The sequence below is a fragment of the Achromobacter sp. AONIH1 genome (assembly GCF_002902905.1).
Taxonomy (GTDB): domain Bacteria; phylum Pseudomonadota; class Gammaproteobacteria; order Burkholderiales; family Burkholderiaceae_B; genus Achromobacter.
The window spans coordinates 4302768-4329560 of record NZ_CP026124.1; the positions used below are offsets into that span (position 1 = coordinate 4302768).

Consider the following 26793-nt stretch of genomic DNA (forward strand, 5'->3'; position numbering starts at 1 on the left):
GCCGGTCCGTGGCGGCGCCCCCCTGGGGGGGAAGCGCGCAGCGCTTCGGGGGGGGGGGGTCACCACCTCATTTCACCCTTGGCGACCTTGGCGCTCAGCTCCAAAGAGGCCGGCTCGCCGGCCTGCGGGTACTTCGCCTTCATGGCCGCGATCAGCGCCGAGCTGTCCTTGGCCTGGGCGGCGGCCGCGTCGAAGGCGCGGATGTAGCCGGCCGTGTAGCGCACGGATTCGACGGTCAGCGGCGCGCCTTGCGCGTAGTGGCCGGGGATCACGGTCTTGGGCTTGAGCGCCTCGATGCGCGCCAGCGTCGCCAGCCAGTCCTGGTGCGACTTGGGCGTCTGGGTGTCGGCCATCCAGACGTGCAGGTTGCCGAACACGACCACGCCGCCCGCCACGGTCCGCAGCGAAGGGATCCAGACGAAGCTGCGGTCGGGCTGTGCGCTGTCCAGGCCGTTGATCTCCAGCTTGCGGCCTTCCAGCGTCAGGCTGTTGCCGGCCAGCACCTCGGGAACCACGGTGCGGGCCGGGGCGTCGGCGCCCAGCTTCGGGCCCCAGTAGGCCAGCTTGCCGTCCACGGTTTCCTTGATGTGGCGCACGGTCGGCTCGGACGCGACCACCTTGGCGTCGGGGAAGGCGGCCAGCACGGTGTCCAGGCCGAAATAAAAGTCGGGGTCGCCGTGGCTGATGTAGATCGTGCTCAGCTTCTTGCCGCTGGCGCGGATCATGTCCACGACCTTGGCGGCCTGGGACTTGCCGAATTGGGCGTCGATCAGGATGGCTTCGCGCTCGCCCGTCACCAGCGTGGACGAAACCGGGAAGATCGCGGCGGCGCCGGGGTTGTAGTGGGTCACATGCAGCGCCTGCTCGGCGGCCTGGGCGGCCGGCAGGGCCAGCAGGACCAGGGCGGCGCCGGCCAGCAGGCGGCGCAGCGGGGCGGGGCGGAGGGCGAGGGGGGACGTCATGGCGGGTTCCTTTGGGTTCGGTCAGTCGATGGATGACAGTCTAGGGGCGCGCCGCATCCGGATAAACCGCAAGCCGGGCCAGAGTCTGTTGCACGGATCGATCAAATGCCGCCCGGATCGGGCGGCTCACGGTCCGCCAGCGTTTCCACCACCAGCCGGCGCAGCCAGGAGCTGCCGGGATCGCTGTCGAAGCGCGCATGCCAGTGCACCGTCACCGTCAGCTCGGGCAGCGCCAGCGGCAGCGGGCGGACCTCGAAGTCGCGCTCGCGGTTGAACCACAGCGCCACGCGGCGAGGCAGGGTGACGGTCAGGTCCGTGCGGCGCACGATCTCGGCGGCGGCGGTGAAATGGGGCAGGGTCAGATAGGGCTGGCGCAGCAATCCGACTTCGGCCAGCACGTCGTCCAGCAGCCGGTGGGCGCTGGCGCGCGAAGCCACCAGGATGTGGTCCAGCCGCTTGAACTGGCCGCGCGTCAGGCCGCGCGACAGCACCGGGTGGCCGCGCCGCGCCATGCAGACATAGTGCTCGCTGAACAGCACGGCATGCCGGGTATGACGGCCCAGTCCGGCCAGGTTGCCGATGGCCAGGTCGACGCCGCCGTCCTTGAGCGCCTGGGGCAGCGCTTCCATCGGCACCTCGACCACTTCGATCTGCAGGCGCGGCGCCAGCGCGTGCACCCGTTCCATCAGCAGCGGCAGGAACACCATTTCACCGATGTCCGACATGGACAGCGTGAAGCGCCGCGCGCTGGTGGCGGGATCGAAGCGGTGCCGCAGGCTGAGCGCGTCGGCGAAGGCGTCCATGCCCTGGCCGATCGGCCCGGCCAGCGCGAAGGCGACGGGCGTGGGCTGCATGCCGGCGGCGGTGCGCAGGAACAGCGGATCGTCGAACTTCTCGCGCAGCCGCGCCAGCGCGTAGCTGACGGCGGGTTGCGTCAGATGCAGCCGCTCGGCCGCGCGGGTCACGCTGCGCTCCTGCATCACGGTCAGGAAAACCCGCATGAGGTTCAGGTCAAAGTCCAAGCGTTGCCTCTCATATCAGTCTGATTTATAAGAAAAATAATAATCATAAATTTGACGTATAAATAGTTGATACCTAGACTATTTTCAACAGTCGGCAGGCAGTCGCGGACCGACGCCAACAAGGGGAAACACGAGCATGCATGCGCAGACATTGCCGGCGATGCTGATGGACCAGGCCGCGCGCCAGGGCGCGCGCGCCTGGGTCCAGGCGCCGGGCGGAACACTGGAATATGGCGAGGCGCCGGCGCACGCGGCGCGCTGGGCCGCGCTGCTGGCCGCCCATGGCGTGCGCCGGGGCGACCGCGTGGCGCTGATGGCGGGCAACCGGATCGAGTTCCTGTCGGTGGTGCTGGGCTGCGGCTGGCTGGGCGCGGTGGCGGTGCCGATCAATACCGCGTCGCGGGGCATGCAGCTGCGTCACATCCTGGAGAACAGCGCCTGCGTGCTGCTGGTGGCGGATGCGGCCTCCTGCGCCGGGCTGGCGACGGTGGATGGCGACGGCCTGGCCCTGCGCGAGATCTGGCTGCTGGACGGCGATGCGCCGCCGGCGGGGCTGGCGCTGCCCGCGCCGGCCCGGGCGGCGCCCGCCGCGCCGCCCGAAGGCGTCGAACCGGCCGACCTGGGGCCGGGCGACATGCTGGCCATCCTGTACACCTCCGGCACATCCGGCCTGTCCAAGGGCGTGTGCTGTCCGCATGCGCAATTCTGGTGGTGGGGCCTGATCGCCGCGCGCAACCTGGAGATCCGCGGCGAGGACGTGCTCTACACCAGCCTGCCGCTGTTCCACACCAATGCGTTGAACGCCTGTTTCCAGGCGCTGGTGACGGGCGCGTCCATCGTCTGCGACGAGCGTTTCTCGGTCAGCCGATACTTCGACCGGCTTGAGCAGACCGGCGCCACGGTGACCTACCTGCTGGGCGCGATGGTGCCCATGCTGCTGGCGCGCGAGCCCGCGCCGGCCGAACGCCGCCACCGCGCGCGCATCGCGCTGGCGCCGGGCGTGCCCGAGCGCTTTCACGGCGAATTCCTGCGCCGCACCGGATTGGCGCTGTTGGAAGGCTACGGCTCCACCGAGACCAATTTCGCGCTGGGCGGGGTGCTGGCCGAGCAGCGCCCGGGCACCATGGGCCGGGTCGCGCCCGAGTTCGAGGCCTGCGTGGCCGACGAGCACGACGCGCCGGTGCCGGACGGCCAGCCCGGCGAGCTGCTGCTGCGGGCGCGCCCGCCTTACGCCATCGCCACCGGCTACTTCGCCATGGCGGACAAGACGGTCGAGGCCTGGCGCAACCTGTGGTTCCACACCGGCGACCGGGTGGTGCGCGACGCCGACGGCTACTACCGCTTCCTGGACCGCATGAAGGACGCGATCCGCCGGCGCGGCGAGAACATCTCTTCCTACGAAGTGGAACAGGTGCTGCTGGCGCATCCGGCCATCGCGGCCGTGGCGGTCTACGCCGTGCAATCCGAGCTGGCCGAGGACGAGGTCATGGCGGCGCTGGTCTACAAGCCGGGCAGCAAGGTGGCGCACGCGGAGCTGCTGGATTTCTGTCAGCCGCGCATGCCGTACTTCGCGGTGCCACGCTATCTGCGCGCGCTGGACGAACTGCCGCGCACCGAGAACGGCAAGATTCGCAAGTTCAAGCTGCGCGACGAAGGCGTGACGGCCGACACCTGGGACCGCGACAAGGCGGGCTACAAGGTGTCGCGCTAGGGCGGTGCAGGGACTACACAACATACACAAGGGGCGGCAATGACGATGGCAGACAATTTGGCGGAACAGGCCGCCAGCGAGGAAGCCGCGCGCAAGCGGCGCACGCGGCGCGTGGTGGTGGCCTCGGTGGCGGGCAACGCCATGGAGTGGTACGACTTCTTCATCTACGGCACGGCGGCGGCGCTGGTGTTCGGCGAGCTGTTCTTTCCCAAGGGCACCGACCCGCTGCTGGGCACCATGGGCGCCTTCGCCGGCTTCGCGGTGGGCTTCCTGGCGCGGCCACTGGGCGGCGTGATCTTCGGCCACATCGGCGACCGCTACGGCCGCAAGCTGGCGCTGGAATGGACGCTGGGCCTGATGGGCGTGGCCACCTTCCTGATCGGGCTGCTGCCCACCTATGAGCAGGCCGGCCTGTGGGCGCCGGCGGCGATGGTGGCGCTGCGCGTGATGCAGGGCGCGGCCGCGGGCGGCGAGTGGGGCGGCGGCGTGCTGCTCATCAGCGAGGCCGTCGGCGGCCGGCGGCGCGGCTACTTCTCGTCGTTCAGCCAGCTGGGCGTGGCCGGCGGCTTCGTGCTGTCGTCCGGCGTCTTCATGCTGGCGCAGCAGTTGCCGCAGGAGCAGTTCATGAGCTGGGGCTGGCGGCTGCCGTTCCTGCTGAGCGTGCTGATCTTCGGCGTGGGCCTGTACATCCGCCGCCATATCCCGGAAAGCGAGGAATTCGTGCAGGCCTCGCGCAGCGCCAAGCGCGGCATGCCGGCGGTGGAGGTGTTCCGCCGCTATCCGCGCCAGGTGTTCACGGCGATGGGGCTGCGCGTGGCCGAGAACGGCGGCTCGTACATCTTCCTGGCCTTCGCGCTGGCCTACGGCAAGTTCCTGGGAATCCCCAACGACCTGATGCTGGGCGGCGTGCTGGCGTCCATGTTCGTGGAGCTGGGCACGCTGGTCTGGTTCGGCCACCTGTCGGACCGCATCGGGCGGCGCGCGGTCTACCTGATCGGCGCGGCCGGGCTGATGCTGGTGGCGTTCCCGTTCTTCTGGCTGGTGCAGACGCGCGAGCCGGAAGGCAAGGAGCGCGCGTGAGCGCCGGCGCGATCAAATCCGGAGCCGGATCCAGACCCGGCATCGTCGGCGTCGGCGAGACGCCGATGCTGCGCCATCCCGAGCCTGGTTGCAGCACGGCCGGCCTGCTGGCCCGGGCCATCGGCCTGGCCCTGGCCGACGCCGGCGTCGCGCCGGGCGAGGTGGACGGCCTGGGCGTGGCCTCGTTCAGCCTGCGGCCGGACCGCGCCATCGACCTGGGCTGGCGGTTGGGCCTGAAGCTGAATTGGTGCATGCAGGACGAGATGGGCGGCGCCAGCGCCATCAACCTGCTGCGGCAGGCCTGGTTGGCGCTGGAAGCCGGGCAGGCCCGCACTATCGTGCTGGCGGCCGGCGATCATTTCGCCGGCGCGGATTTTCAGGGCCTGGTCAGCGACTACAACCGCAGCGCGCGCGAGTACCTGAGTCCGCTGGGCTGCGTGGGGCCGAACCCGCTGTTCGCCATGCTGACGCAGCGCCAGATGATGCGGACCGGCCTGCGGCGCGAGGACTACGGCGCGCTGTGCGTGGCGCAGCGGCAATGGGCGGCCGGGAATCCGAACGCTGCCTATCGCCAGCCCTTGAGCCTGCGGCAGTACCTGGACGCGCCCCTGGTCGCGCCGCCGCTGGGTCGGCTGGATTGCGTGCCCGTGGTCAGCGGCGCCTGCGCGCTGGTGCTGTCGGCGCGGCCCGCGGGCGTGCATGTGACGCTGCGCGCCAGCGGCGCGCGCTACAACGGCGATCAACAGGAAGGCGACGGACTGGTCACCGGCATCGCCGAATTCGCGCCTGCGATGTGGGCCGAGGCCGGCATCGGGCCTGAAGACATGGATGTGGTCGGCGTCTACGACGACTATCCGGCGATGGCGCTGGCCCAGCTCTGCGACCTGGGCTTCACCGACGCCGGCGACCTGCCGGGCTTCGTCGCGCGGCGGCTGGCGAACCGCAGCCTGCCGGTCAACACCGCCGGCGGCCAGCTGTCGGCCGGCCAGGCCGGCACGGCCGGTGGCATGCACGGCCTGGCGGAAGTAGCGCGTCAACTGCTGGGCCGGGCGGGCGAACGCCAGATTCCCGGCGCGCGGCGGGGCGTGGCCACCGGCTACGGCATGGTGCAGCTGCGCTACGGCATGTGCGCCAATGCGGCGGTACTGGAAAGGGAGGGCGCATGAGCCTGCATGTATTTGCCTGCGCGGCCTGCGGCCACAAGGTCTATCCCGCGCGGCTGTGGTGCCCGGCCTGCGGCCATGCGCAGGCGGAACCCGTGGCGGTCGAGTCGGGCGAGCTGCTGGCCTGGACCTCGATACCGGACGGCGAGGGCGGACTGCGCCTGCTGGCGACGGTGCGCGCGCTGCCGCAAGGGCCGGACCTGATCATCAGGCTGCCGCCCGAGTTGGCGGAGAGCTTGCGCGCCGGCCAGCGGCTGGCGCTGTCGACGCGGCGTCAGGACGGCTTCGATGCGCCTTGGGGCGGGCCGGCCTGATCCGTCCGGCAGGCCCGCCTCGCGTGCTATTGTCCAGCGCTTCACGCAGCAGATGCTCTCCTCATGAACAAACGGAACTGGTTGATTTTTGAAGACACGCGGCAGACGCCCGAAGCGCGCGCCGCATTCGACCGCGCGGTCGCGCAGGTCAACGACGGCACGGCGCAGGTGCGCAAGCTCTCGGGCGAAAGCATCAGGGGCTTTGTCGTGGATGGGCAGAAGATCCTGGGCCAGGCGGTGCTGGAGTATGTGCTGGAAGGGCTGTCCGGCGCGTCGCGGGACGTATCGCCGGCCGGCACGCCCGTCCCCCCGCGTGGAGCGCCCGCCGCGCCGTTCGACGCCGAGTCCGCCCGGGCGTTCGCCGAGCGGATGCGCCTGCTGCTGGGCTGGCATGACATCGACTACCTGCTGCATCGCTGGGTCGACCGCCGCCTGCGCGATCCGCATTTCGTGAACAAGGGCAACGACTGGCGGGAACAATGGGTGCTCAAGGAAGGAGCAGACCCCGCCGTGGTGTCGGACGGATTATTCCGTTTCGCCTGCTACGTCGCGATCTGCGATCTCAAGTTCGGCCCCAGCTACGCCTCGGTCAGCGCCGAGCGCATCTTCAATCAGGTGACGCAGCTGGGCAGCGACCTGCCGGCGCGGCTCAAGCGCGACGGCACGGGCGAGCTGCCGGGGGAACTGGCGGCGTTTCGCGGCGCGGGCATGAGCGCGAGGGCCAATGACGCGCTGGCCGTGGTCCGCATCACCGTCCAGGAAGAAAGCGAGGCCGCCTATGCGCAGGCGCTCGGCTACCTGGACCGCCTGCTGTCGACCACGGACTTCCCGCGCTCCTATGCCATCGAGTTCCGTGGGCCGACCAAGACGTACCTGCCCATCAAGGGTTTGCCAAAGAAGGGCGTGCACCAGCTGTTCGCCTGCGCGGCGGCCTATCCGGCGCTGCACCCGGCCATCGAGGCCTATGCGCGGCAGGCCATGCGCGAATACGAGTGGTACACGAACCTCGATGCCGAGGACTGCGCCATGCCGGGCAGCTTCGCGGTATTCGCGCTGGGCTGCGCCAGCGCGGCGCACGCGCCGCTGGTGCTCGATTATCTGGCCCTGGCCGATGGCGAGCACCAATCCATGCATGGCCGCTACATCGAGGGCTATGTCGACGCCCATGGCTTCACCCGGGAAGCGATCGCGTACCTGCTGGCCTGCGCTGGCAATATCCAGCATCTGCGGCACCGCAAGACCTACGCGGCGCGGATCGCCAACGCGGACAGCCTGGGCTGGTTGCTGGAGGCGCGCAGGCGCGTCGCGGGCGATGCGCCTTCCTCGATCGCGGCGCTGCGCGCGAATCTCTTGGGCGAGTGCGTCGACGAGGCGGCATTCCGGGCCGCGCGCCATGCGATCTGGGGCGAGCAGGCGGACAAGGATCGCGGCGGCCAGGTGATCCGCAAGGCGCCCGAGGCGCTGCGCGCCTTGTACACGGAGATATTCGCTGATGAGCCGGGGCGGTAGCAGAACATTGGAGATGGCTGATCCGGTCAGGCGCTATGGCGGTCTGCCCGATATCGGCCGTTTCGTTTCGAAAGAGAAACGCCGCGAACGCTGAATTGGCGGCCTGCCTCAGGGCTCGGAGCCGTTGGCCGCCTTGAGCGCGTCCAGCCGTTCGCGCAGCGTGGCCCGCGAAAGCTCGCCGACGCGCAGCCCGGTCAGCCTGCCGTCGGCGTCCAGGAACAGCGTGGCGGGCAGCCCGCTGTTGCTGAGCGCGCGCGAGGCCTGGCTCTGGCCGTCCCGCAGCACGTTGCGCAGGCCGGGCGCGTGGTCGCGCAGGTAGTCGGCGATGGCCCGCGGCGACTCGCCCTGGTTCAGGAACACGAAATGCACGTCGGGATGCCCGGCCTGCGCCTGCTCGAACACCGGCATCTCGCGCCGGCACGGCGGGCACCAGCTGGCCCACAGGTTCACCACGGCGGGCTTGCCACGAAAAGCCGCCAGCGAGGCCGGCGCGCCTTGCAGGTCGCTCAGGACCAGTTCGGCGAGCGCGGGATGCGATTGCGGCGCCGGCGGCGCGATCAGCGCGCGTCCGCCCAGCCAGACCAGGCTGGCCACGGCCAGCGCCGCCAGCGTGAGGCGCCATGGCGCGCGCCGGCGCAAGATCGTCGCCAAGGCATAGGCCCAGGCGGCCGCCAGCCCGATCAGGCCGTTCCAGCCGCCGTCGCGCAGGTCCAGCATGGACAGCGGTTCCGGCAGATAGGCGTCGCGGTACTGCCAGAGATAGCCCAGCCGCGCGGCGAGCAGGCCCCAGAGCAGCGCATTCCACAAGGTATTGCGGGCGCTGGGGGCTTCGGCGGCGGATGTGTCGCTCCGGACGCGCCGCAGGCGCGCCAGCAGCGCGCAGGCCAGCAGGCCGAGCGCGGCCGACAGCAGCAGCACGCCGAGTTCAATCGGAAAGACCAGGGGGCCGAGACGGATCGCGGGCGTCATGAGGTGTGCGGCGGGGAAGGCGGGAACCGGGCAGGCAAGCCTAGCATGATCATCCATCGCGGGCGGCGACGCGGCATGCGCTATGCTGCCAGGCTGTCGCCCATCCCGCTGGAGTCCGCAACATGCAAGGTCCGCGTCCCAGGCACGAGCTGCCTCATTTCCGCTATCACCCCGATCCCGTCGCCACCGGCGCCATCGAAGCCATCGCCGACCTGGAGTGCCCGTGTTGCGGCCTGTGCACCGGCTGGGCCTACGCGACCGAGCCCTATGGATTGGGCGACCAGCCGGCGAACCTGTGTCCCTGGTGCATCGCGGACGGCAGCGCGGCGCGGAAATTCGGGTCCGAGTTCGTGGGCGACATAGAAGGCGAGGTGCCGGCGTCGGTCGAGGAAGAACTCAATCTGCGCACGCCCGGCTACCTGTCCTGGCATTGCGAGCGCTGGCAGATCTGCTGCGGCGACGCCTGCGCCTACCTGGGGCCGGTGGGCTGGGACCGGCTCAAGGACATGCCGGACGCCCAGGCCGCGATCCTGGACGACGGCTGGCCCGAGGACGTGCTGCCCGACATCACCGAGAACGGCGCCGTGATCGGCGGATATCTGTTCCGCTGCCTGCACTGCGGCGCGCATCGCGCGCACGCCGACGCGGCGTAGCGGACGCTTAGCGCGCCGGCTGGCGGATCATGCCGGCGTGGGAACGTCCACGCCGTCCAGCACGGCCATCAGCACGGCCATCAGCGCGGCGACCGCCAGGGCATCGCGTCGATAGCGGCGCAGCGAGGCAAAGCCCGTGTGCGTCTCTCGGATGCCGCCGCGCCAGGCCAGCGATACCGCCGCCAGCGAGCTGTCTACGGCCAGGCGGTGAAGCCGGGTCGAACTGGCCTGGGGGAAAGGTCGCTCGCGCGCCAGGTCGCTGGCGATGCCGCGCATGACGATATCGCTGGTCAGCAGCAACGCGTCGATCTTGCCTAGCTGCTGGCCCGACCGCGCCTGCCGCGCCGCGGGAACGGCGCCGCGTGCCGTGGCCGGAATCGCCGGCGCCGACAGAATGCTGCGGGTGGCGCGTCCCAGTCCGCAGCAGAGCGCGGCGGCCATGGCGCGATAGACGGACACCAGGCGCATGAAGGTTTCGCTGGGCGCCTGCGCGGGACCCAGGTCCCAGGCGTCGTCGTCCGCGACGCGCACGTTGTCCAATGACAGGAGGTGCGCGTTGAACGGCGTGCTGCGGGCGGCAGGCGGGGCAGGGTGCAAACGCAGTCCGGCCGCGTTGGCGTCGATGCGAAAGGCCCGCCTGCCGCCCTGTTCGCCTGGCGTGAGTACATACCACTCGCCCATCTCGCCGGGATTGGCGGAAATGCCCAGGAGGTCGGTCGCGTTCAAGGCCCAGCCCGATTCCATGCGCGCGATGGCGACATCGGCGAAGCAATCCATGCTGCTGCCGGCGCGCCGGTGCAGCAGTCCGGCCCGACCCGGCCCATGCATGGGGCCAGGAGCATATGCCGGGGCGCCGCCGGACGCCGCGCCTTGCGCGAGCTGGCTGGTCACGGCATGCATGGCGGTCTCGAAGGCATGGACGGGGTTGTCGCCGGCGATGGCCGCGACGTGTTCCATGGCCTTCTGAAGATCCGTGCCGCGCACCGCCAGGCTGTGGTCGGCGTCGGCGGCGGACGATCGGGGGTGGGGTTGCAGACTGCGTTGTCGCTTCATCTTCACGAACTCCGTTCGGGGATCTCGTTCATCGCGAAGGAAAATTCCGCCGACGGACTATAGGCCGGCGTGGCCTGGCGCCGAAATACGCAAATCTGCTTAGTTTATCTACCGCCGCGACCAGGCGGATGGAGGCGCGGTGACTCAGGGCCGGGCGGCCGCGCTGCGAAAGGCCGCGGCCAACACGCGCAGCGTCGCCGTGGTCTGGGCATCGAATCGCCTGGCGTGCATCATGATCTGCGCGCCGGGCAAGGGTGGAAGCGCCAGCGCGCCGCCCACATCGACCAGCCCGGCCGTCGCCAGCCGCCGGGGCAGGGGTAGCACGCCGATGCCCGAACGGGCCGCGGCGATCGCGGTGGCGACGCCGCCGCCAAGAAATGCGTCAATCCAGGGGGTCTTGGCCGCGGCCAGGAGCCGGGTCGCGGTTTCGCCCACGCCGCATTCGTCGGTGACGGTGATCAAGGGCAGCAGCTTGCCGTCCAGCCTGGCGCCGACGCTGGCGAACCATCCGTACTGGTCCTCGAACAGCAGCTCGCCATCGCGACGTTTGCCTTGGCGCCTGACCACGGCCACGTCGGCCAGGCCGTCGTCGAACTGCGCGATGACGTTGCGCGAATAGTTGACCCGCACTTTCAGCATCAGCGCGGGATCGCAGGCGTGCACCCGGGCCAGGATCTCGGGCAGCTCGGGGCCGGCCACATGGTCGCTGATCGCGATGGTCAGCTCGCGTTCTGGTTCGGGCGGGGTCATCAGCGCCAGCTCTTGCGCGGCGAGCAGGGTGCGGGCGTGCGGCAGGAAGGCCTCGCCATCCGTGGACAGGCGCACCTGCCTGGGCGTTCGGTCCAGCAGGCGCCGTCCAACCGCGCCTTCGAGCCGCCGCAGCTTGAGGCTGACGCCGGCCTGGGTCAGTCCAAGGGCTTCGGCCGCGTGCGTGAAGCTGCGCAAGTCGGCCACCAGGACGAAGGCCTCCACCGCGGAAAGATCCAGATGTGGGCGCATGGTATCTATTAATTATAGAAATGGTTGATATATCGGATCATAACTGTTTATGTGTGATGAGACTTGCTAGATTGCCGACGTGGGTGACAGGCGAACGGCCCACCGGAAAGCGCGATGCCCACGTTCGCCCACATGAACGCAGCGAGGTTGATGATGCCGGGCGAGCAAGCATGGAAGTTCAAGCCGTACACCAGGCAAACCATAAGGCAGGCGCCGCAGTGGAATCTGCTGGGCGCCGATCTGCGCGAAGCGGTCGAGGTGGTTTCCCGGGTCCTTCCGTTTCGCGTCAATGCTTATGTGCTGGAGGAACTGATCGATTGGGACAATGTGCCGGACGATCCCATCTACCGGCTGACCTTTCCCCATCGGGACATGTTGCGCGAGCCGGAGTACGCCGCGATACGCGACCTGCTGTCGGCGGGCGCGTCCGAAGCAGAGATACAGCAGCGCGTGCATGCCATTCGCATGCGCATGAACCCGCATCCGGCCGGCCAGATGACGCACAACGTGCCGCAACTGGACGGGGTGCCGCTGGCCGGGGTGCAGCACAAGTACAAAGAAACGGTGCTGTTCTTTCCCAGCGCCGGGCAGACCTGCCATGCCTATTGCACGTTCTGCTTCCGCTGGCCGCAGTTCGTGGGCATGGAAGAGCTGAAGTTCGACGCCCGGGCGTCCGCCGATCTGGCCACCTACCTGCGGCGTCATGCCGAAGTGACGGACGTGCTGATCACGGGCGGGGATCCGCTGGTCATGAACGCCCGGTCGCTGACCGACTACATCGAGCCCTTGCTGGCGCCGGACCTGGCGCATATCCAGAACATCCGAATCGGCACCAAGGCGGTGGCCTACTGGCCGCAGCGGTTCGTTACGGACAAGGATGCCGATGATCTGCTGCGGCTGTTCGAAACCGTCGTGCGCAGCGGCAGGAACCTGGCCCTGATGGGCCATTACAACCATCCGGCCGAGCTACGGCATCCGATCGCGCAGCAGGCGCTGCGCCGCATCATCGCCACCGGCGCCACCGTGCGGATCCAGGCGCCGTTGATACGCCACATCAATGAGAATCCGGCGGACTGGGCGGAACTCTGGACCACCGGCGTGCGGCTGGGCGCGGTTCCGTACTACATGTTCGTGGAGCGCGACACCGGGCCCAGCGACTATTTCAAGCTGCCGTTGGCGCGCGCCTACGATATCTTCCAGCAGGCCTACCGCACGGTGTCCGGACTGGCGCGCACAGTGCGCGGGCCGTCCATGAGCGCCTTTCCCGGGAAGGTGCTGGTCGACGGCATTGTCGATCTGGCCGGCGAAAAGGTCTTCGCCCTGCAGTTCCTGCAGGCACGAAATCCGGAGTGGGTGCGCCGCCCGTTCTACGCCCGGTTCGATCCGTTGGCAACCTGGCTGGACGAATTGCAGCCGGCGTTCGGGGAAAAGCGCTTTTTCTTCCAGCAGGACGGCGTCGCCCCGTCGCCGACGATTCCCATTGTGCCGGCCGGCGCGTCGCGCTCGGACAGGCACGCGCCCAGCGACCTGGAGGTGATCGAATGAGCGGCCCGACGGCGGACGCGCTCTATGAGGTCTACGCATTGCGATACGCCACGCACGCGGAGCGGCGCAGCGCGGCGAACTATCTGGGCGAGGACCCGCATGACAATGCCCCGATGCCGCTGGACTTCTATGTGTGGGTGATCCGCAATCCGGCCAGGACCCTGTTGGTTGATACCGGGTTCTCGGCGGACATGGCTGTCAGGAGAGGGCGTCGCTATCTGGCCTCGCCGGTGGATCTGCTCAAGCAGATCGGCATCGCCGCCGAGAGCGTCGAGGACATCGTCGTGACCCACATGCACTACGACCACGCGGGCAATATCGCCGCGTTTCCCAAGGCGCGCCTGCATCTGCAGGAAAAGGAAATGGCGTATTGCACGGGTCGCTGCATGTGCCACGCGGCGATGCGCAGCCCCTTCGAGGCTCGGGACGTGGCCCAGGCCGTCGAGCGGCTGCATGCCGGCCAGCTGGTGTTCCACGACGGCGATGCCGAGATCGCGCCCGGCGTCAGCCTGCACCTGATCGGCGGGCACACGGCAGGCCTGCAGGTGGTGCGCGTCGCGACCGAGAGAGGCTGGCTGGTGCTGGCCAGCGATGCCGCGCATTACTGGGACAACCTGCGCGCCCGCCGGCCGTTTCCCATCGTGCTCGACGTGGGCCGGATGCTGGACGGCCATCGCCGCATCGAGGAACTGGCGGACGGGCCGGAGCACATCATTCCCGGGCATGACCCGGCGGTGCTGGCGCGCTTTCCGCCCGTGCGCGGCGCGGACGGGATCGTGGCGCTGCACCGGCATCCCCTCGACACCTACGCGGAGCGCTCGCAAGTCGCCACGGGCGGCGGCCGGCCTTTCGCGGTTCCGTTGGCGCATGGACTTGGGAGCGAACTCTGATGAAAGCAATAGCCGTGGCGATCGTGGGCATGGGTCCCAGGGGCCTGACGGTGCTGGAGCGCATCCTGGAACATGCGCATTCACTGCCGGAAGCAAGCCGCCTGGACATCGAGGTGTTCGAACCGGGCGACTGCGGTCAGGGCGTCCATCCCGCCGGCCAGTCCGACCATCTGCTCATCAATACCGTGGCTTCGCAGGTGACGATGTTCGCCCCGGGCAGCGTCGCGGGTGGCGAGGAAGGGCTGTCCCTGGTGCAATGGGCGCACCTGAGCGGCTACCGGCGGCATGGCGATCGATACCTGCGCACCTTCGAGGATTCGGGTCGGGCCATCACCGACGCCGACCATCTGCCGCGCAGCCTGCTGGGCGAATACCTGTCCTGGGTCTATCGGCGCGTGGTCGGCCTGCTGCCGGCGCATGTCGGCGTGTACCACCACAAGACCCGCGTCGTGGACATCGCCCGGCACGACGGTGGCTTCGAGCTGGCGCTGGAAAACGGTGCCAGGCGGGCAGCCGACTATGTCTTTCTGACCACGGGCCACGGCTACCGCAAGCCCAGTGCCGAAGACCGCCAATTCCTCTCGTTCGTCGAGCGGCGCAAGCGGGTCAATCCGAGCCTGGAGTACTACCCGTCGCCGTATCCGATACACGCGCTGGCGCAGATTCCCGCCACGGCCACGGTCGGCATACAGGGATTCGGACTGACCGCGCACGACGTCATCGCGGCCTTGACCGCCGGACGCGGCGGTCGCTACGTCGAGGACGCGGCCGGCGACCTGCGCTACCAGCGCTCAGGCAAGGAGCCCGGCCTGCTGCTGTTCTCGCGCAACTGCCTGCCTTTCGCCGCGCGCGGCATCAACCAGAAAGGACTTACCGGCCGGCACCAGGCGCGCTATTTCACGCCGCAGGCCGTGCAGTCCCGTCGGCAGGCACGGATCGCGGCCAGCGGCGACGGCCGGCTGGATTTCCAGGAGGACGTGCTGCCCCTGATCATCCAGGAAATGGCCTACGCGTACCGCGCCGCCGCCACGGGTCGCGACGTGGATGCCGCCACGTTCGTGCCTAGCCAGGCCGAGCGCGACGCCATCGAGGACATCCTGTGGCCGCTGCGCAAGCGTCAGTTCGCGTCGCTGGCTGAGTTCCGGGCTTTTTTCGATGCGCTGGTGCGCGCCGACCTGCGCGAGGCCGAGGCGGGCAATCTGGGCAGTCCGGTGAAGGCGGCCACGGACGTGCTGCGCGATACGCGCGAGGCGCTGCGCAGCGCCGTGGAGTACGGCGGATTGACGCCCGCGTCGCACCGCTACTTCGTGGAAGAGTTCAACGCCGTCACCAACCGCATTTCCTTTGGTCCGCCCAGGCGTCGCAATCTCGAATACCTGGCGCTGCACGCGGCCGGGATCATCGACATCGCAGGCGGACCGGGCGCCCGGCTGCGTGCGGACGAGGCCGGCGCGCGGTTCCGCATCGAAGCGCGCTATGGCGAGCGCGTGGAAACCAGCCAGGCGGACGTGCTCATCGTGGCCAGGCTGGATGCCTATTCTCCGCTGACCGATGCGTCGCCGCTGTCCGACAACCTGCTGGGCCGGGGACTGGTCCGGCCTTACCTGAATGGCGGATATCACCCGGGCGGCATAGAGATCGATCAGCAGCTGCATCCCGTCGGCGCGGACGGCGTGCCGGAGGCGCGCATCTGGATCGTCGGCTTCCCGGTCGAGGGCCCGCATTTCTATACGCACGCGCTGCCGCGCCCGCGCATCGCCTCGCGCCAGACACGCGACGCCGATCAGTGCGTGCGCGAGCTGATCGCCACGATCGGCGTCGCCGCGACGAAGCCTGCCCGGCCAGCGCCGGACCTGTATGCCGCGAGTCTGCTGGCGTCGCGGGTCGCGGCATGAGGCCGCGTCCCTTTCTGATCGGGAGATGTTCTTGATAACACTGCACGGATTTCAACGGTCGTCGGCGTCGTTCCGGGTGCGGATCGCGCTGAATCTGAAGCGTGTCGAGTACCGGACCGTCACTCACGACCTGAGCCTGGCGGAGCATCGAGCGCCAGCCTATCTGATGATCAATCCACAGGGCCTGCTGCCGGCCCTGGAGGACGGGAGCCGGATCCTGACGCAATCGCTGGCCATCATCGAGTATCTGGAGGCGCGATTCCCCCAGCCTTCCTTGCTGCCGCCGGATCCGGCCGGCGCGGCCCGGGTGCGCGCGCTGTTCCAGGTGATCGCCGCGGATACGCATGCGTTGGCCTCGATGCGAGTCGGCGCCTATCTCAAGCAGCGACTGGGGCATGACGATGCGCAGGTCCGGGCCTGGCAGCACCACTGGATAGGGCAGAGTTTCGATGCCCTGGAAACCTTGTTGTCCCGCGATCCGTCGACCGGCGAATTCAGCCATGGCGACCGCCCGTCGCTGGCGGATATCGCGCTGGTGCCGCAGGCGCACACCGCCGGCCGCAACGGCCTGGAGCTCGGGGCATGGCCGACGATCTCCCGCATCTCCGACGCCTGCCTGCGCCTGCCGGCCTTCGCGCAGGCCCACCCCGATCATGTGTTGAACCCGACAGTCCAGGATACCCAGGAGCAAGAACATGCGCCCCACGCACGGTGAAATCATTGCCTATTCTGACTATCTCGCGCAGACGGCGCAGGCGCGCGTCGATCCCGTTGCCTGGAAATGGGCCGAGATCGAAACGGCCTTGAGCGCCTGGCCGGGCAATCCCCAAGGCACGCTGGCGCTGGGCGGCGCGTCCGAGCGCGGCGCCGTCGCGCCGGGGCTGTCGCTGGTGATCCAGGCGCTGGCGCCCGGCGAGACCACCGCCTCGCACCGGCACTCGTTCTGGCATCTGTACATCGTCCGGTCGGGCCGGGCGGCGTTCAGCCTGGGGGCCTCTTCCGAGCAGCGGCCGGCCGGCGAGGGCGACGTGGTATTCGTGCCGGCATGGTGTCCGCACGCGATCGGCAATCCGGATGCCGGGACCGGCCTGATCCTGCTCAGATTGCAGAACCTGCCCCAGCATGCGGCGCTGGGTTCGCTGGTGCGGGAAGACGGCGGCGTCACGCGCCACATCTATGCCGAGCCGCCCAGCGCCGGGCAGCGGCAAGCCCTCGCCGCGACGCCGGCATGAGGTCCGCATCGTGACCCACGCCGCCCCCGACGCGCCGGAGCGCTACAGCCCCAGGCAGGTGCACATCATCTTTTCCGGCCTGATCCTCGTCATGTTGCTGGGCACCATCGACCAGGCCATCGTGGCGCCGGCGCTGGTGCCCATCGCCGCCGAGTTCGGCGGCTTCGGCAACGTGTCGTGGGTCGTGACCGCCTACCTGCTGACCTCGATCGCCAGCACGCCGCTGGCAGGACGGCTGAGTGACATCCATGGACGGCGCAGCGTGGTCGTGGCCGCGCTCGGCCTGTTCCTGGCCGGCACGCTGCTGTGCGGCCTGGCCGTGAATCTGGACATGCTGATTTGCGGCCGGGCGATTCAGGGCCTGGGCGGCGGCGCCCTGATGGCGCTGCCGAACACCATCGTCGCGGATATCCTGTCGCCCCGCGAGCGGGGGCGCTACCAGCTCTACATCTCGGGCACCTATGCCGTCTCCAGCCTGGCCGGGCCGGTGCTGGGCGGGCTGTTGTCGGAATACTATTCCTGGCGCTGGATATTCTGGTTCAAATTGCCGCTCATCCTGCTGGCCATCGTACTCAGCTGGTTCACGCTGGCCGATCTGTCCGCGCGGCGGCGCCAGCATCGCATCGACTATCCGGGAGCGCTGCTGATGGTCGGGGCGACCGTGTTCCTGCTGCTGGCGCTGGCCTGGGGCGGCCGCCAGCATGCCTGGGACTCGCCGGTGATCCTGGGGCTGTTCAGCGCCAGCGTCGTGCTTGGCGCCTTGTTCCTGGCCTGGCAGAAACGCGCGAGCGAGCCGCTGCTGCCGATTTCCATCCTGCGCAACCGGATCATCGTCGTCACCTCGATCGGCGCCATTCTCATCACGATGGTGAACATGGCCTTGAGCATTTATCTGCCGCTCTACTTGCAGTTGTGCCGCGCCAAGACGGTGGGCCAGGCCGGGGTGCTGCTCACGGCGCCGCTGTTCGGCGTGGTGTTGGGGTCGTACCTGTCGGGGCAATACATGCGTTTCACCGGCAGGTACAAGCTGTCGCCGCTGGTGGGCCTGGCCGTGGCGACGGCCGCGTTCCTGGTGCTTGCGGTGGCGGCGGGCACGCTTGCCCTGGCTGCCGTCGTTGGCCTTTCCTTCCTGCTGGGCGTGGGCATCGGCGCGAGCCTGCCGCCCATGATGGTGGCATCGCAGAACTCGGTGCCGGCGGGCGATATCGGCATCGCCACCGCCGTGCACACCTTTTTCCGCGCGGTGGGCGGGGCGATCGGCGTGGCCGTTTTCAGCGCGGTGGTGCTGCACCTGCTGGGGCCGTTGGGCAGCCAGCTCGAGACGGCGCATGCGGCGCAGGGCACGGTGGCGGGCGACGCGGCGGCGCAGGAAGCCGTGCACGCCTTCAGCGTATTCTTCGGCGCGTGCGCCCTGACACTGGCCTTGGCCTGGGCGGCGCTGACGCGCTTGCCGGTCATTCCATTCCGCAAGACCGCCGCGCGCTTTGAAAGAGCGGAGCCGGAGTCCGGCGTCCAGGCGGACGCGGGCTAGCGGCGCGTGCTGTCCGACGCGCTGGCGCACGCGCTGGGGCCGGAGTGCAAGGCATGAGTGGCGCGACCACCACCACGCGCCACGGCGATCTCATCGGCGCCGGCCTGATCCTGCTGCTGACCGCGCCGGCGCCGACGGTGGAATGGCTGCCTCCTGAGCGCCGCTCAACGCCGGCGCCATCCTGCGCGCCTATGGCCGGCAGTTGCGGCATCCGGTCTTCATGGCGTACACGCTGGCGGGCGGCTTCGTGCTGGGCTCGCTATTCAACTACATCAGCGCTTCGGCCTTTGTGTTCACCGGGCATTTCGGCTTGAGCACGTCGCAGTTCAGCTACCTGTTCGCCGGCAATTCGGTGGCGTGGTGCTGGGCGGCGCGATCAGCAACTGGCTGCTCGGCCAGGGGCGGCAGGCCGGTGGCATCATGCTGACCGGCATCGGCGCGCACGCGCTGGCGGGGCGCCAGTGTGCTGTCCCGCAGATACGCCCGCACGAAATCCACCCCTGGCCAGGGCTGCGGGGGCAGGGGACGCGGCGACGGGATGGGCGCCGGAGTCCACGAGCCGGACGATCGCAAGTCTGGCATGCTTACGGCTGCGCATTTCGCCGAGTACGCTGAGCGGCTCATGCATTCCCGCCCTCGAAGGGCGAGCCCCTGATTCCCGGACCCGACCATGAAGAAATCCCTGCCGTCGAAACTGCCCCTGATCCAAGCGCCGATGGTCGGCTCCTTCAGCCCGCTGGCCGTCGCCGTTTGCCAGGCGGGCGGCCTGGGCTCGCTGGCCTGTGCGGCGCTCGGCGCCGACGCGCTGCGCGCCCAGATCGCCGACATCCGCGCGCACACCGGCGCGCCGTTCAACGTCAATTTCTTCAGCCATGTCGCCCCCGCGCCGGACGCGGCCGCGCAGGCGCGCTGGCGCGAAACCCTGGCGCCGTACTACGCCGAGGCCGGGCTGGACCTGTCGGCCGCCGGCAGCGGGCCGGGCCGCGCGCCGTTCGACGAGGCCATGTGCGAGGTCGTCGAGGATACCCGTCCGGCCGTGGTCAGCTTCCATTTCGGCCTGCCGCCCGAGGACCTGCTGGAGCGCGTGCGCCGCAGCGGCGCCATGATCCTGTCCTCGGCCACCACGGTCGAGGAAGCGCGCTGGCTGGACGCGCGCGGCGTGGACGCCATCATCGCCCAGGGAGCCGAGGCCGGCGGCCATCGCGGCATGTTCCTGACCGATGACATCCATGCCCAGCCGGGCCTGTATGCCTTGCTGCCGCAGGTGGTGGACGCGGTGCGCGTGCCAGTGATCGCCGCCGGCGCCATCGCCGACGGGCGCGGCATCGCGGCGGCCTTCGCGCTGGGCGCCAGCGCGGTGCAGATCGGCACGGCCTATCTGCTGACGCCGCAGGCTGGCCGCTCCGAGATCCATCGCCAGGCCGTGCGCGAGGCGCGCGACGACACCACCCGCCTGACCAATCTGTACACCGGCCGGCCCGCGCGCGGGCTGCTGACCCGCTTCATGCGCGAGCAGGGGCCGATGAGCAAGGCGGCGCCGGTGTTCCCGCTGGCGACCGGCGCGGTCGATCCGCTGAAGGCCGCGTTCGAAAAGGCCGGCAAGGGCGATTTCTCGCTGCTGTGGGCCGGCGAGGCCGGCGCGCTGGCGCGCGAGGAAGACGCGGGCGCGCTGACGCGCCGGCTGTGGGACGAGGCGCTGGCCTGCGCGGGGCGCCTGGGGCAGGCCATGGGCGTTTGAGCGTGGCCGGGGTCTGGTTTTCCCCGTTACGGCCCCCAATCGGCCGCAGCCCGATCAATGGGGGCTAAAATACCGCCTCGCTGCACCTACCCAGCCACCGGCTTCTTCATTCTCGCGCCCCGCGCGCTTCCAAAACCATGAAAAAACTGACTGCTGTTCTCCTCGTGACCGCCAGCTCGCTGCTGGCCGCCTGCGGCCCGAGCGACAACGCGCCCAAGGCCGCCGCCAATGCCCCGGCGCAGGCCCGCAAGGTCGTCGTCGGCCTGGACGACAACTTCCCGCCCATGGGTTTCCGCGACGCGAACAACCAGATCGTCGGCTTCGACATCGACATGGCCAAGGAAGCCAGCAAGCGCCTGGGCATGGAAGTCGAGTTCAAGCCCATCGACTGGAGCGCCAAGGAAGCCGAGCTGAACGGCAAGCGCGTCGACGTGCTGTGGAACGGCCTGACCATCACCGAAGAGCGCAAGAAGAACATCAGCTTCACCGCGCCCTACATGGCCAACCACCAGATCATCGTGGTCGGCACGGCCTCGCCCATCAAGCTCAAGGCCGACCTGGCCGGCAAGGTCGTCGGCGCGCAAGACGGCAGCAGCGCCACCGACGCCATCGCCAAGGATCCGGTCGCCGGCAGCATCAAGGAAGTCAAGAAGTTCGGCGACAACGTCACGGCCCTGATGGACCTGGCCGCCGGCCGCCTGGACGCCATCGTCGTGGACGAAGTGGTGGGTCGCTACCTGATCAGCAAGCGCGCCGGTGAATACCGCGTGCTGGACGAGAACTTCGGCACCGAGGACTACGGGGTCGGCGTGCGCAAGGATGACGCCGACCTGCTGGCCAAGCTGGACAAGACCCTGGGCGAGATGAAGAAGGACGGCGCCGCCGGCCGCATCGCCACCCAGTGGTTCGGCGCCAACATCATCAAGTAAACGGCACGGACGCGCCCGCCGGCCTTGTGGTCGCGGGCGCGGCGCCCGCGCGCCCGGCGCGCGCCCGTCCACGACTCTGCGTCCGCCCCGCGCGGCGCGAACCTTCCCCTGCATGGACTACGTACTCTCCCTTTTGGGGCCCCTGGCGCAAGGCGCGAAAGTCACCTTGACGCTGTTCTTCATCACGCTGGCCCTGGCCGTGCCGCTCGGGCTGGCGCTGGCGCTGGCGCGCATCTCGCGGTGGCGCGCGCTGAGCCAGCTGGTCAACGGCTATATCTGGCTGATGCGGGGCACCCCGCTGATGCTGCAGATGCTGTTCATCTATTTCGCCTTGCCCTTCGTGCCGGTGATCGGCGTGCGCCTGCCGGACTTCCCGGCCGCCGTGGTGGCCTTCGCGCTGAACTACGCCGCGTACTTCGCCGAGATCTTCCGCGCCGGCATCCAGTCGGTGGACCGTGGCCAGTACGAGGGCAGCAAGGTGCTGGGCATGAGCTATCTGCAGACCATGCGCCGCATCGTGCTGCCGCAGATGGTGCAGCGCGTGCTGCCGCCCATGAGCAACGAGACCATCACGCTGGTCAAGGACACCTCCCTGATCTACGTGCTGGCCCTGAACGACATCCTGCGCACGGCGCGGGGCATTGTGCAGCGGGACTTCACCACCACGCCCTTCCTGGTGGCCGCCGCCTTCTACCTGATCATGACGCTGGTGTTGACGTGGTTCTTCCAGCATCTGGAAAAGCGCTATGCCAAGTACGACCAGTAATCCCATGGATCGTCCCGTCATGATCCAGGCCGACGGCATCGTCAAGTCCTTCGGCGCCAACCGCGTGCTGGACGGCGTCTCGCTGACCCTGTCCAAGGGCGAGGTGGTGGCGGTGATCGGGCCGTCCGGCTCGGGCAAGAGCACCTTCCTGCGCTGCCTGAACCACCTGGAGACCATCGACGAGGGCAGCATCGCCGTCGAGGGCGAGTTCCTGGCCCAGGCCGCCGCCGGCGGCCGCAGCCAGTACGCGTCTGACGCGGACGTGCGCCGCATCTGCCGCAAGATGGGTATGGTGTTCCAGTCGTTCAACCTGTTCCCGCACATGACGGTGCTGCAGAACGTCATCGAGGCGCCGCTGACCGTCAAGCGCATGCCGCGCGACGCCATCGTGCCCAAGGCCGAGGAACTGCTGCGCAAGGTCGGCCTGCTGAACAAGCGCGACAACTATCCGGGCCGGCTGTCCGGCGGACAGAAGCAGCGCGTGGCCATCGCGCGGGCGCTGGCCATGGAACCGGACATCATGCTGTTCGACGAGCCGACCTCGGCGCTGGATCCCGAGCTGACCGGCGAGGTGCTGCGCACCATGAAGCAGCTGGCCGACGAGCACATGACCATGCTGGTCGTCACCCACGAAATGGGCTTCGCCCGCGAAGTCGCGCACCGTGTGGTCTTCATGGACGACGGCCGCATCGTCGAGCAGGCCGATTCCCAGGAATTCTTCCGCGCCCCGCGCGAGGCGCGCACGCGCGAGTTCCTGGCGCACATGCTGTAGGTCGGATCCCTGATCCCGGATCAGGAAGCGATATCGAGCTTTGCCATCGCCGCTGCGCTCAAGGGCAGGGCGATGGTCGCTTCCTGCTCCAGGTAATGCCGCGACGGGTCGATCCTGACCGCCAGGCCGGACAAGCCCCGATTGCACAGCCCGAACTGATGTTCCCTGGCCGGCGCGTTCAACGCGATCCGCGTCTCCACGGACGGCGCCGCCGCCATCCGCAACCCCATGCTGCGCTTCAGCGAGCGATAGGATGCCAGGCCCTTGGCGTCGAGCTCGTCCACGCTGTATTCCAGCGTCAGGCCCATCGTGCCGTCGCCGAGCGGCGCAACCGGCGCGGCCAATTCCAGCATGGTCCAGTACCAGTGCTGACCGCCTTGCTCAAGGAACAGGCGCGTGATCTCCAGCTCGACCCGCGTCCTGGCGGAAAGGTCGGTGCGCAGCGTCAGGCGCAGGCTGGGTGGCGCGTAGCTCACCGACAGTTCAAACCGATCGCAAACGGCCTGGACGGCGTGATCCTTGGGGCGGCTCAGGGCGCGGGCTTGCTTGTTGCCCATGTTCAGGATGCCTGCTTGAACAGCGCCGGCAGTACGCGGCCCGCGATGACGGCTTCGCAGAAACCCGCCCAGCTGTCGGCCACGACCGTCACTGCTTCAAACTCGGGTTCGATGCCATGCACGACGGCGCCGGTGTCCTGGTCGATCGCCAGGAATTCGTAGTCGCCGGCCACGCTCATCAGCACGGGCAGGTGACGGTCCCAGAAGGTATGTATGCCTTGCCGGTCCTCGTCATCCTGCGCGGCGTCCAGGCTCAGGTGCTTGAACTCATCCCAGGCAAAGGCGCTGTCGGCCGTGCCGGCGTAGTCGGCGGCCGACAGGAACCAGACGCTTTCGTCGGCGCGGCACAGCAGGGCATAGCGGCCCAGGAAATCCCGGTGCGCGGCATGCGCGCCCGGCGGCGGCGTCGCGGGATCGGCGCCGCGCGCCACGGTCCAGCCCAGATCGGCCAGATGCGCGAGTAGACGTTCATGGATGTTGTGCTGCATGCGGGCTCCGCGTTGGCCTTGCGCCAGGAAAGGACGAGGCACGCCATGCTACCAAGCTTGCGATGGCTTGGTGGTGGCCTTGCGATGGCCAAGTCTGCGTTCAAGCCCCGCGCGCCTACACCGGCGCCAATCGGATCAACCGGCTGACGCGTTCAGCGGCGTCCTGCAGCGCCGGCACGATCTCATCACGAATGCGTTCCCCGGGCGCTTCCTGCACGCCGGTGGAGATGCCGATGGACAGCACGCGCGCGCCGGTCCCCGGCACAGGCACGGCCACCGAGACCTGATTGCTGTCCGGATAGTCCAGCGTGCAGCATTCGCCGGGCGGCAGGCGCAGCGCGCCGGCCAGCGCGCTCGCGGGCGGCAGCACGCTGCCCACGCGCAGGTTCATCACCACCAGCCGGCGCCGTTCGGCCGGCGCCATGGCGCGGCCGATGATGATCACGCCGTCGGCATGCGCCTCGCCCAGGTTCGAGGTGCCCGAATAGGCCTCGGCCAGCTGCTGCAAGGTTTCCTCGACGGCGCCGGACACGCCCAGGCTGTCCAGCGCGGCGAAGCCCAGCTCGAACACCTGCGGCGTCAGGCGCCAGCGGCTGTCCTCGCGCGCCGTGTATCCCTCTTCCTCCAGCGTCAGCAGGAAACGCAGCACCGTGGGGTGGGGCAGGTCCACCGCGCGCGCCAGGTCCGCCAGCGTAGGCCGGCCGTTGCCGCCGAAGGCGCGCAGGATCGCTAGACACCTCTGGATCGATCTATTATTCTTCATTCGTTCATTTAGTGATCTATATGTTCACCTAGTGAACTATATCCATAAACGATGCCGACGGCAAGACCCGCGGCCAGGGAAGGAGACAAATATGAAACGCATCGCGCTTGCGCTGATGGCGGGGATGGCGGTGGCCGCCTGTCCCGTCGGCGCGCAGACGGCCTGGCCCGCCCAGCCCGTCAAATGGATCGTGCCGTACCCGCCGGGCGGCTCGACCGACATGCTGGCCCGGCTGGTCAGCCACAAACTCGGAGAGCGGCTGAAGCAGACCGTGATCGTCGAGAACAAGGCTGGCGCCGGCGGCAACCTGGGCACCGACTACGCGGTCAAGCAGCCGGCCGACGGCTACACCATCGTGATGGGCAATATCGGCCCCATCTCGATCAACCCCGCGCTGTATCCCGACCTGCCGTATAAGCCCCAGCGCGACCTGGCGCCGGTCACCATGCTGATGAGCGTGCCGAATCTGCTGGTGGTCAACCCGGCGCTGCCGGTGAAATCCGTCAAGGAGCTGATCGACTACGCCAGGCGAGCCGGCGCGCCGCTGGGCTATGCCACGCCGGGCACCGGCACTTCGCTGCACCTGGCCGGCGAACTGTTCGCCAGCACCGCCGGCGTCCGCCTGACCCACGTGCCGTACCGGGGCAGCGCGCCGGGGCTGAACGACACCGTGGCCGGCCATGTGCCGATGATGTTCGACAACATGCCTTCGGCGTTGCAGCTGGTGAAGGCCGGCAAGCTGCGCGCGCTGGCCATCACCAGCGCCACGCGCTCGCCGCAATTGCCGGACGTGCCCACCATGGCCGAGGCCGGCCTGCCGGGCTACGAGATCTCGGGCTGGTTCGGCGTGCTGGTGCCGGCCGCCACGCCCAAACCCATTGTCGAACGACTGAACCAGGAGCTGCTGGCGGTGCTGGCCATGCCCGACGTGCGCGAGCAGATCGCGGCCATGGGCGGCATCGTCGTCGCCGACGGGCCGGCCGGCTTTGGCCGCTACATCGCCAGTGAAACCGACAAGTGGGGCGCGCTGGTGCGCAGCGCCCAGATCAAAGTCCAATGAACCTGGAGGAGACTGTCATGAGCAATCCGTATCGCCATCTGCAGGTCCGGCCCATCGCCGGCGCGCTGGGCGCCGAGATCGACGGCGTGGATCTGTCGCGCGAACTGCCCGCCGACGTGTTCGAGGAAATCCGCCGCGCGCTGCATGAGAACCTGGTGATCTTCTTCCGTGGCCAGCGGCTGACGCCGCAGCAGCACATCGACTTCAGCGCCCGCTTCGGCGAACTGCTGGAAGTTCCTTTCGTGCGCGCACTGGACGGCTATCCGGCCATCCTGCCCGTGATGAAGGGCAAGGCCGAAACCAAGCGCCGCCTGTTCGGCGGCCTCTGGCACAGCGACATGAGCTACGCGCAGGAACCGCCGCTGGGCTCGGCGCTGTACGGCCGCGTGATTCCGCCTTATGGCGGCGACACCATGTGGGCCAATATGTACCGCGCCTACGACACGCTGTCGGACCGCCTGAAGCAGATGCTGGACGGCCTGAACGCCGTGCACAGCGCCGTGCGCTCCTATGGCTCGGGCGGGGCGGTGGTGAACAACGGCGATCCGGCGCACAAGATGGACGTGCGCACCGACGACCGCGCGGTCCAGGAAGTCATCCATCCCGTGGTGCGCGTGCACCCGGCCACCGGCCGCAAGGCGCTGTACGTGAACAGCACCTACACGCTGCGCTTCGACGGCATGACGCAGGAGGAAAGCGAACCGCTGCTGCAATTCCTGTACGAGCGCGCCGCCCGTCCGGAATTCACCTGCCGGTTCCGCTGGAGCGAGGGCGCGCTGGCGCTGTGGGACAACCGCTGCACCCAGCACCTGGCGATGAATGACTACGACGGGTTTGATCGCGAGATGCACCGGACGACGATATCGGGGGATCGGCCGGTGGGGGTGGCGCTGTAGGTGTAGCGATTTGTCCGCCTTCGGACATTGCGCTGCATGGCCAGCCCTATACTTCGGGCATCGCCGCGACAACGGCGATCCCGGAGTGGAAGCTGGGAAAGCTATGGCGGACAGCCGCCCAGGCGGCTTTTTCCTTGTGTCCGCTTGCCTGACCCGTGTTTGGTCCCTTTCTCTCATCTTATCCACATCGACCGCGCTCGATATGCCATCGGGGCCATCGCCCGCATGGTCGGCAATAGCGCATGCCAGATCTTGTGAAGCGAAAGAACTAATCCTTCCAATCAAATAGGTTGGAT

General features: G+C 68.8%; 26 protein-coding genes and 1 pseudogene. 19 read left to right on the forward strand and 8 right to left on the reverse strand.

Going from position 1 to position 26793, the window contains the following annotated elements; all coding sequences use genetic code 11:
• Positions 1–59: 59 nt before the first annotated feature.
• Both C2U31_RS19740 and C2U31_RS19745 read right to left on the reverse strand, forming a co-directional pair.
• On the reverse strand, positions 60–962 hold the full coding sequence (locus C2U31_RS19740) for an MBL fold metallo-hydrolase (RefSeq protein WP_103274330.1): 903 nt from the start codon (positions 960–962) through the stop codon (positions 60–62).
• A 101-nt stretch (positions 963–1063) separates the two neighbouring features.
• Positions 1064–1984 carry a LysR family transcriptional regulator gene (locus tag C2U31_RS19745; protein WP_233772428.1) on the reverse strand — a complete coding sequence of 307 codons (921 nt, stop codon included), beginning with the start codon at positions 1982–1984 and terminating at the stop codon, positions 1064–1066.
• Positions 1985–2120: 136 nt separating this feature from the next.
• Here C2U31_RS19745 and C2U31_RS19750 point away from each other — a divergent pair, with 136 nt between their 5' ends.
• The 5 genes and pseudogenes from C2U31_RS19750 (at position 2121) to C2U31_RS19770 (ending at position 7761) form a co-directional block, all read left to right on the forward strand.
• Positions 2121–3695, forward strand: a complete 1575-nt coding sequence (locus C2U31_RS19750) for an ATP-dependent acyl-CoA ligase (protein WP_103274331.1) — start codon at positions 2121–2123, stop codon at positions 3693–3695.
• Between the two features lie 45 nt (positions 3696–3740).
• Positions 3741–4754, forward strand: a pseudogene (locus tag C2U31_RS19755) (MFS transporter); the annotation flags it as partial.
• 86 nt (positions 4755–4840) lie between these two features.
• Positions 4841–5941, forward strand: a complete 1101-nt coding sequence (locus C2U31_RS19760; protein WP_103276466.1) for a thiolase family protein — start codon at positions 4841–4843, stop codon at positions 5939–5941.
• Positions 5938–6252 (forward strand): hypothetical protein, encoded by a 315-nt coding sequence (locus C2U31_RS19765; RefSeq protein ID WP_103274332.1) that lies wholly within the window; start codon positions 5938–5940, stop codon positions 6250–6252. The genes C2U31_RS19760 and C2U31_RS19765 overlap by 4 nt, the downstream gene beginning before the upstream one ends.
• A gap of 63 nt (positions 6253–6315) precedes the next feature.
• The gene (locus C2U31_RS19770; protein WP_103274333.1) at positions 6316–7761 is read left to right on the forward strand and encodes a DUF6138 family protein; all 1446 of its coding nucleotides are present in this window, start codon (positions 6316–6318) and stop codon (positions 7759–7761) included.
• Positions 7762–7869: 108 nt separating this feature from the next.
• On the opposite strand, the gene C2U31_RS19775 is transcribed toward C2U31_RS19770, so the two are convergent.
• Positions 7870–8730 carry a TlpA disulfide reductase family protein gene (locus C2U31_RS19775; protein ID WP_103274334.1) on the reverse strand — a complete coding sequence of 287 codons (861 nt, stop codon included), beginning with the start codon at positions 8728–8730 and terminating at the stop codon, positions 7870–7872.
• A 122-nt stretch (positions 8731–8852) separates the two neighbouring features.
• Between C2U31_RS19775 and C2U31_RS19780 the strand changes: the two genes are divergently transcribed.
• A complete protein-coding gene (locus C2U31_RS19780) occupies positions 8853–9383 on the forward strand; it encodes a CbrC family protein (protein WP_103274335.1) in 531 nt (176 codons plus the stop codon).
• A gap of 27 nt (positions 9384–9410) precedes the next feature.
• On the opposite strand, the gene C2U31_RS19785 is transcribed toward C2U31_RS19780, so the two are convergent.
• Both C2U31_RS19785 and C2U31_RS19790 read right to left on the reverse strand, forming a co-directional pair.
• The gene (locus tag C2U31_RS19785) at positions 9411–10436 is read right to left on the reverse strand and encodes a hypothetical protein (RefSeq protein ID WP_103274336.1); all 1026 of its coding nucleotides are present in this window, start codon (positions 10434–10436) and stop codon (positions 9411–9413) included.
• 144 nt (positions 10437–10580) lie between these two features.
• A complete protein-coding gene (locus tag C2U31_RS19790) occupies positions 10581–11435 on the reverse strand; it encodes a LysR family transcriptional regulator (RefSeq protein WP_103274337.1) in 855 nt (284 codons plus the stop codon).
• Positions 11436–11549: 114 nt separating this feature from the next.
• Here C2U31_RS19790 and C2U31_RS19795 point away from each other — a divergent pair, with 114 nt between their 5' ends.
• The 11 genes from C2U31_RS19795 to C2U31_RS19845 all read left to right on the forward strand — a co-directional run bounded on the left by C2U31_RS19795 (position 11550) and on the right by C2U31_RS19845 (position 22733).
• Positions 11550–12980 (forward strand): KamA family radical SAM protein, encoded by a 1431-nt coding sequence (locus C2U31_RS19795; RefSeq protein WP_233772430.1) that lies wholly within the window; start codon positions 11550–11552, stop codon positions 12978–12980.
• Complete coding sequence (locus C2U31_RS19800; RefSeq protein WP_103274338.1) at positions 12977–13870, forward strand: N-acyl homoserine lactonase family protein; 894 nt, start codon at positions 12977–12979, stop codon at positions 13868–13870. Before C2U31_RS19795 ends, C2U31_RS19800 begins: the two co-directional genes overlap by 4 nt.
• Positions 13870–15765, forward strand: coding sequence for an FAD/NAD(P)-binding protein (locus C2U31_RS19805; protein WP_103274339.1), 1896 nt, complete (start codon positions 13870–13872; stop codon positions 15763–15765). Before C2U31_RS19800 ends, C2U31_RS19805 begins: the two co-directional genes overlap by 1 nt.
• Positions 15766–15796: 31 nt before the next feature.
• Entirely contained in the window at positions 15797–16480 is a 684-nt protein-coding gene (maiA, locus tag C2U31_RS19810; protein WP_369869679.1) for a maleylacetoacetate isomerase, read from the forward strand.
• A complete protein-coding gene (locus C2U31_RS19815; protein WP_103274341.1) occupies positions 16461–16997 on the forward strand; it encodes a cupin domain-containing protein in 537 nt (178 codons plus the stop codon). Before maiA ends, C2U31_RS19815 begins: the two co-directional genes overlap by 20 nt.
• A 10-nt stretch (positions 16998–17007) precedes the next feature.
• Positions 17008–18528: an MDR family MFS transporter gene (locus tag C2U31_RS19820; protein ID WP_158658410.1), complete on the forward strand. Its 1521-nt coding sequence runs from the start codon at positions 17008–17010 to the stop codon at positions 18526–18528.
• Positions 18529–18748: 220 nt separating this feature from the next.
• The gene (locus C2U31_RS19825; protein ID WP_158658411.1) at positions 18749–18955 is read left to right on the forward strand and encodes a hypothetical protein; all 207 of its coding nucleotides are present in this window, start codon (positions 18749–18751) and stop codon (positions 18953–18955) included.
• Between the two features lie 243 nt (positions 18956–19198).
• The gene (locus C2U31_RS19830) at positions 19199–20266 is read left to right on the forward strand and encodes a nitronate monooxygenase family protein (RefSeq protein ID WP_103274344.1); all 1068 of its coding nucleotides are present in this window, start codon (positions 19199–19201) and stop codon (positions 20264–20266) included.
• Between the two features lie 137 nt (positions 20267–20403).
• Positions 20404–21195: an amino acid ABC transporter substrate-binding protein gene (locus C2U31_RS19835; RefSeq protein ID WP_103274345.1), complete on the forward strand. Its 792-nt coding sequence runs from the start codon at positions 20404–20406 to the stop codon at positions 21193–21195.
• 112 nt (positions 21196–21307) lie between these two features.
• On the forward strand, positions 21308–21961 hold the full coding sequence (locus C2U31_RS19840; protein ID WP_103274346.1) for an amino acid ABC transporter permease: 654 nt from the start codon (positions 21308–21310) through the stop codon (positions 21959–21961).
• A gap of 19 nt (positions 21962–21980) precedes the next feature.
• On the forward strand, positions 21981–22733 hold the full coding sequence (locus tag C2U31_RS19845; RefSeq protein WP_103276468.1) for an amino acid ABC transporter ATP-binding protein: 753 nt from the start codon (positions 21981–21983) through the stop codon (positions 22731–22733).
• 20 nt (positions 22734–22753) lie between these two features.
• Here the strand turns inward: C2U31_RS19845 and C2U31_RS19850 are convergent, their stop codons facing one another.
• The 3 genes from C2U31_RS19850 to C2U31_RS19860 all read right to left on the reverse strand — a co-directional run bounded on the left by C2U31_RS19850 (position 22754) and on the right by C2U31_RS19860 (position 24541).
• Positions 22754–23290, reverse strand: a complete 537-nt coding sequence (locus tag C2U31_RS19850; protein ID WP_103274347.1) for a hypothetical protein — start codon at positions 23288–23290, stop codon at positions 22754–22756.
• Between the two features lie 2 nt (positions 23291–23292).
• The gene (locus C2U31_RS19855; RefSeq protein ID WP_103274348.1) at positions 23293–23778 is read right to left on the reverse strand and encodes a hypothetical protein; all 486 of its coding nucleotides are present in this window, start codon (positions 23776–23778) and stop codon (positions 23293–23295) included.
• Between the two features lie 115 nt (positions 23779–23893).
• Complete coding sequence (locus C2U31_RS19860) at positions 23894–24541, reverse strand: IclR family transcriptional regulator (protein WP_103274349.1); 648 nt, start codon at positions 24539–24541, stop codon at positions 23894–23896.
• Positions 24542–24632: 91 nt separating this feature from the next.
• Between C2U31_RS19860 and C2U31_RS19865 the strand changes: the two genes are divergently transcribed.
• Positions 24633–25601, forward strand: coding sequence for a tripartite tricarboxylate transporter substrate binding protein (locus C2U31_RS19865; RefSeq protein WP_103274350.1), 969 nt, complete (start codon positions 24633–24635; stop codon positions 25599–25601).
• A gap of 17 nt (positions 25602–25618) precedes the next feature.
• A complete protein-coding gene (locus C2U31_RS19870) occupies positions 25619–26497 on the forward strand; it encodes a TauD/TfdA family dioxygenase (RefSeq protein WP_103276469.1) in 879 nt (292 codons plus the stop codon).
• Positions 26498–26793 lie beyond the last annotated feature (296 nt).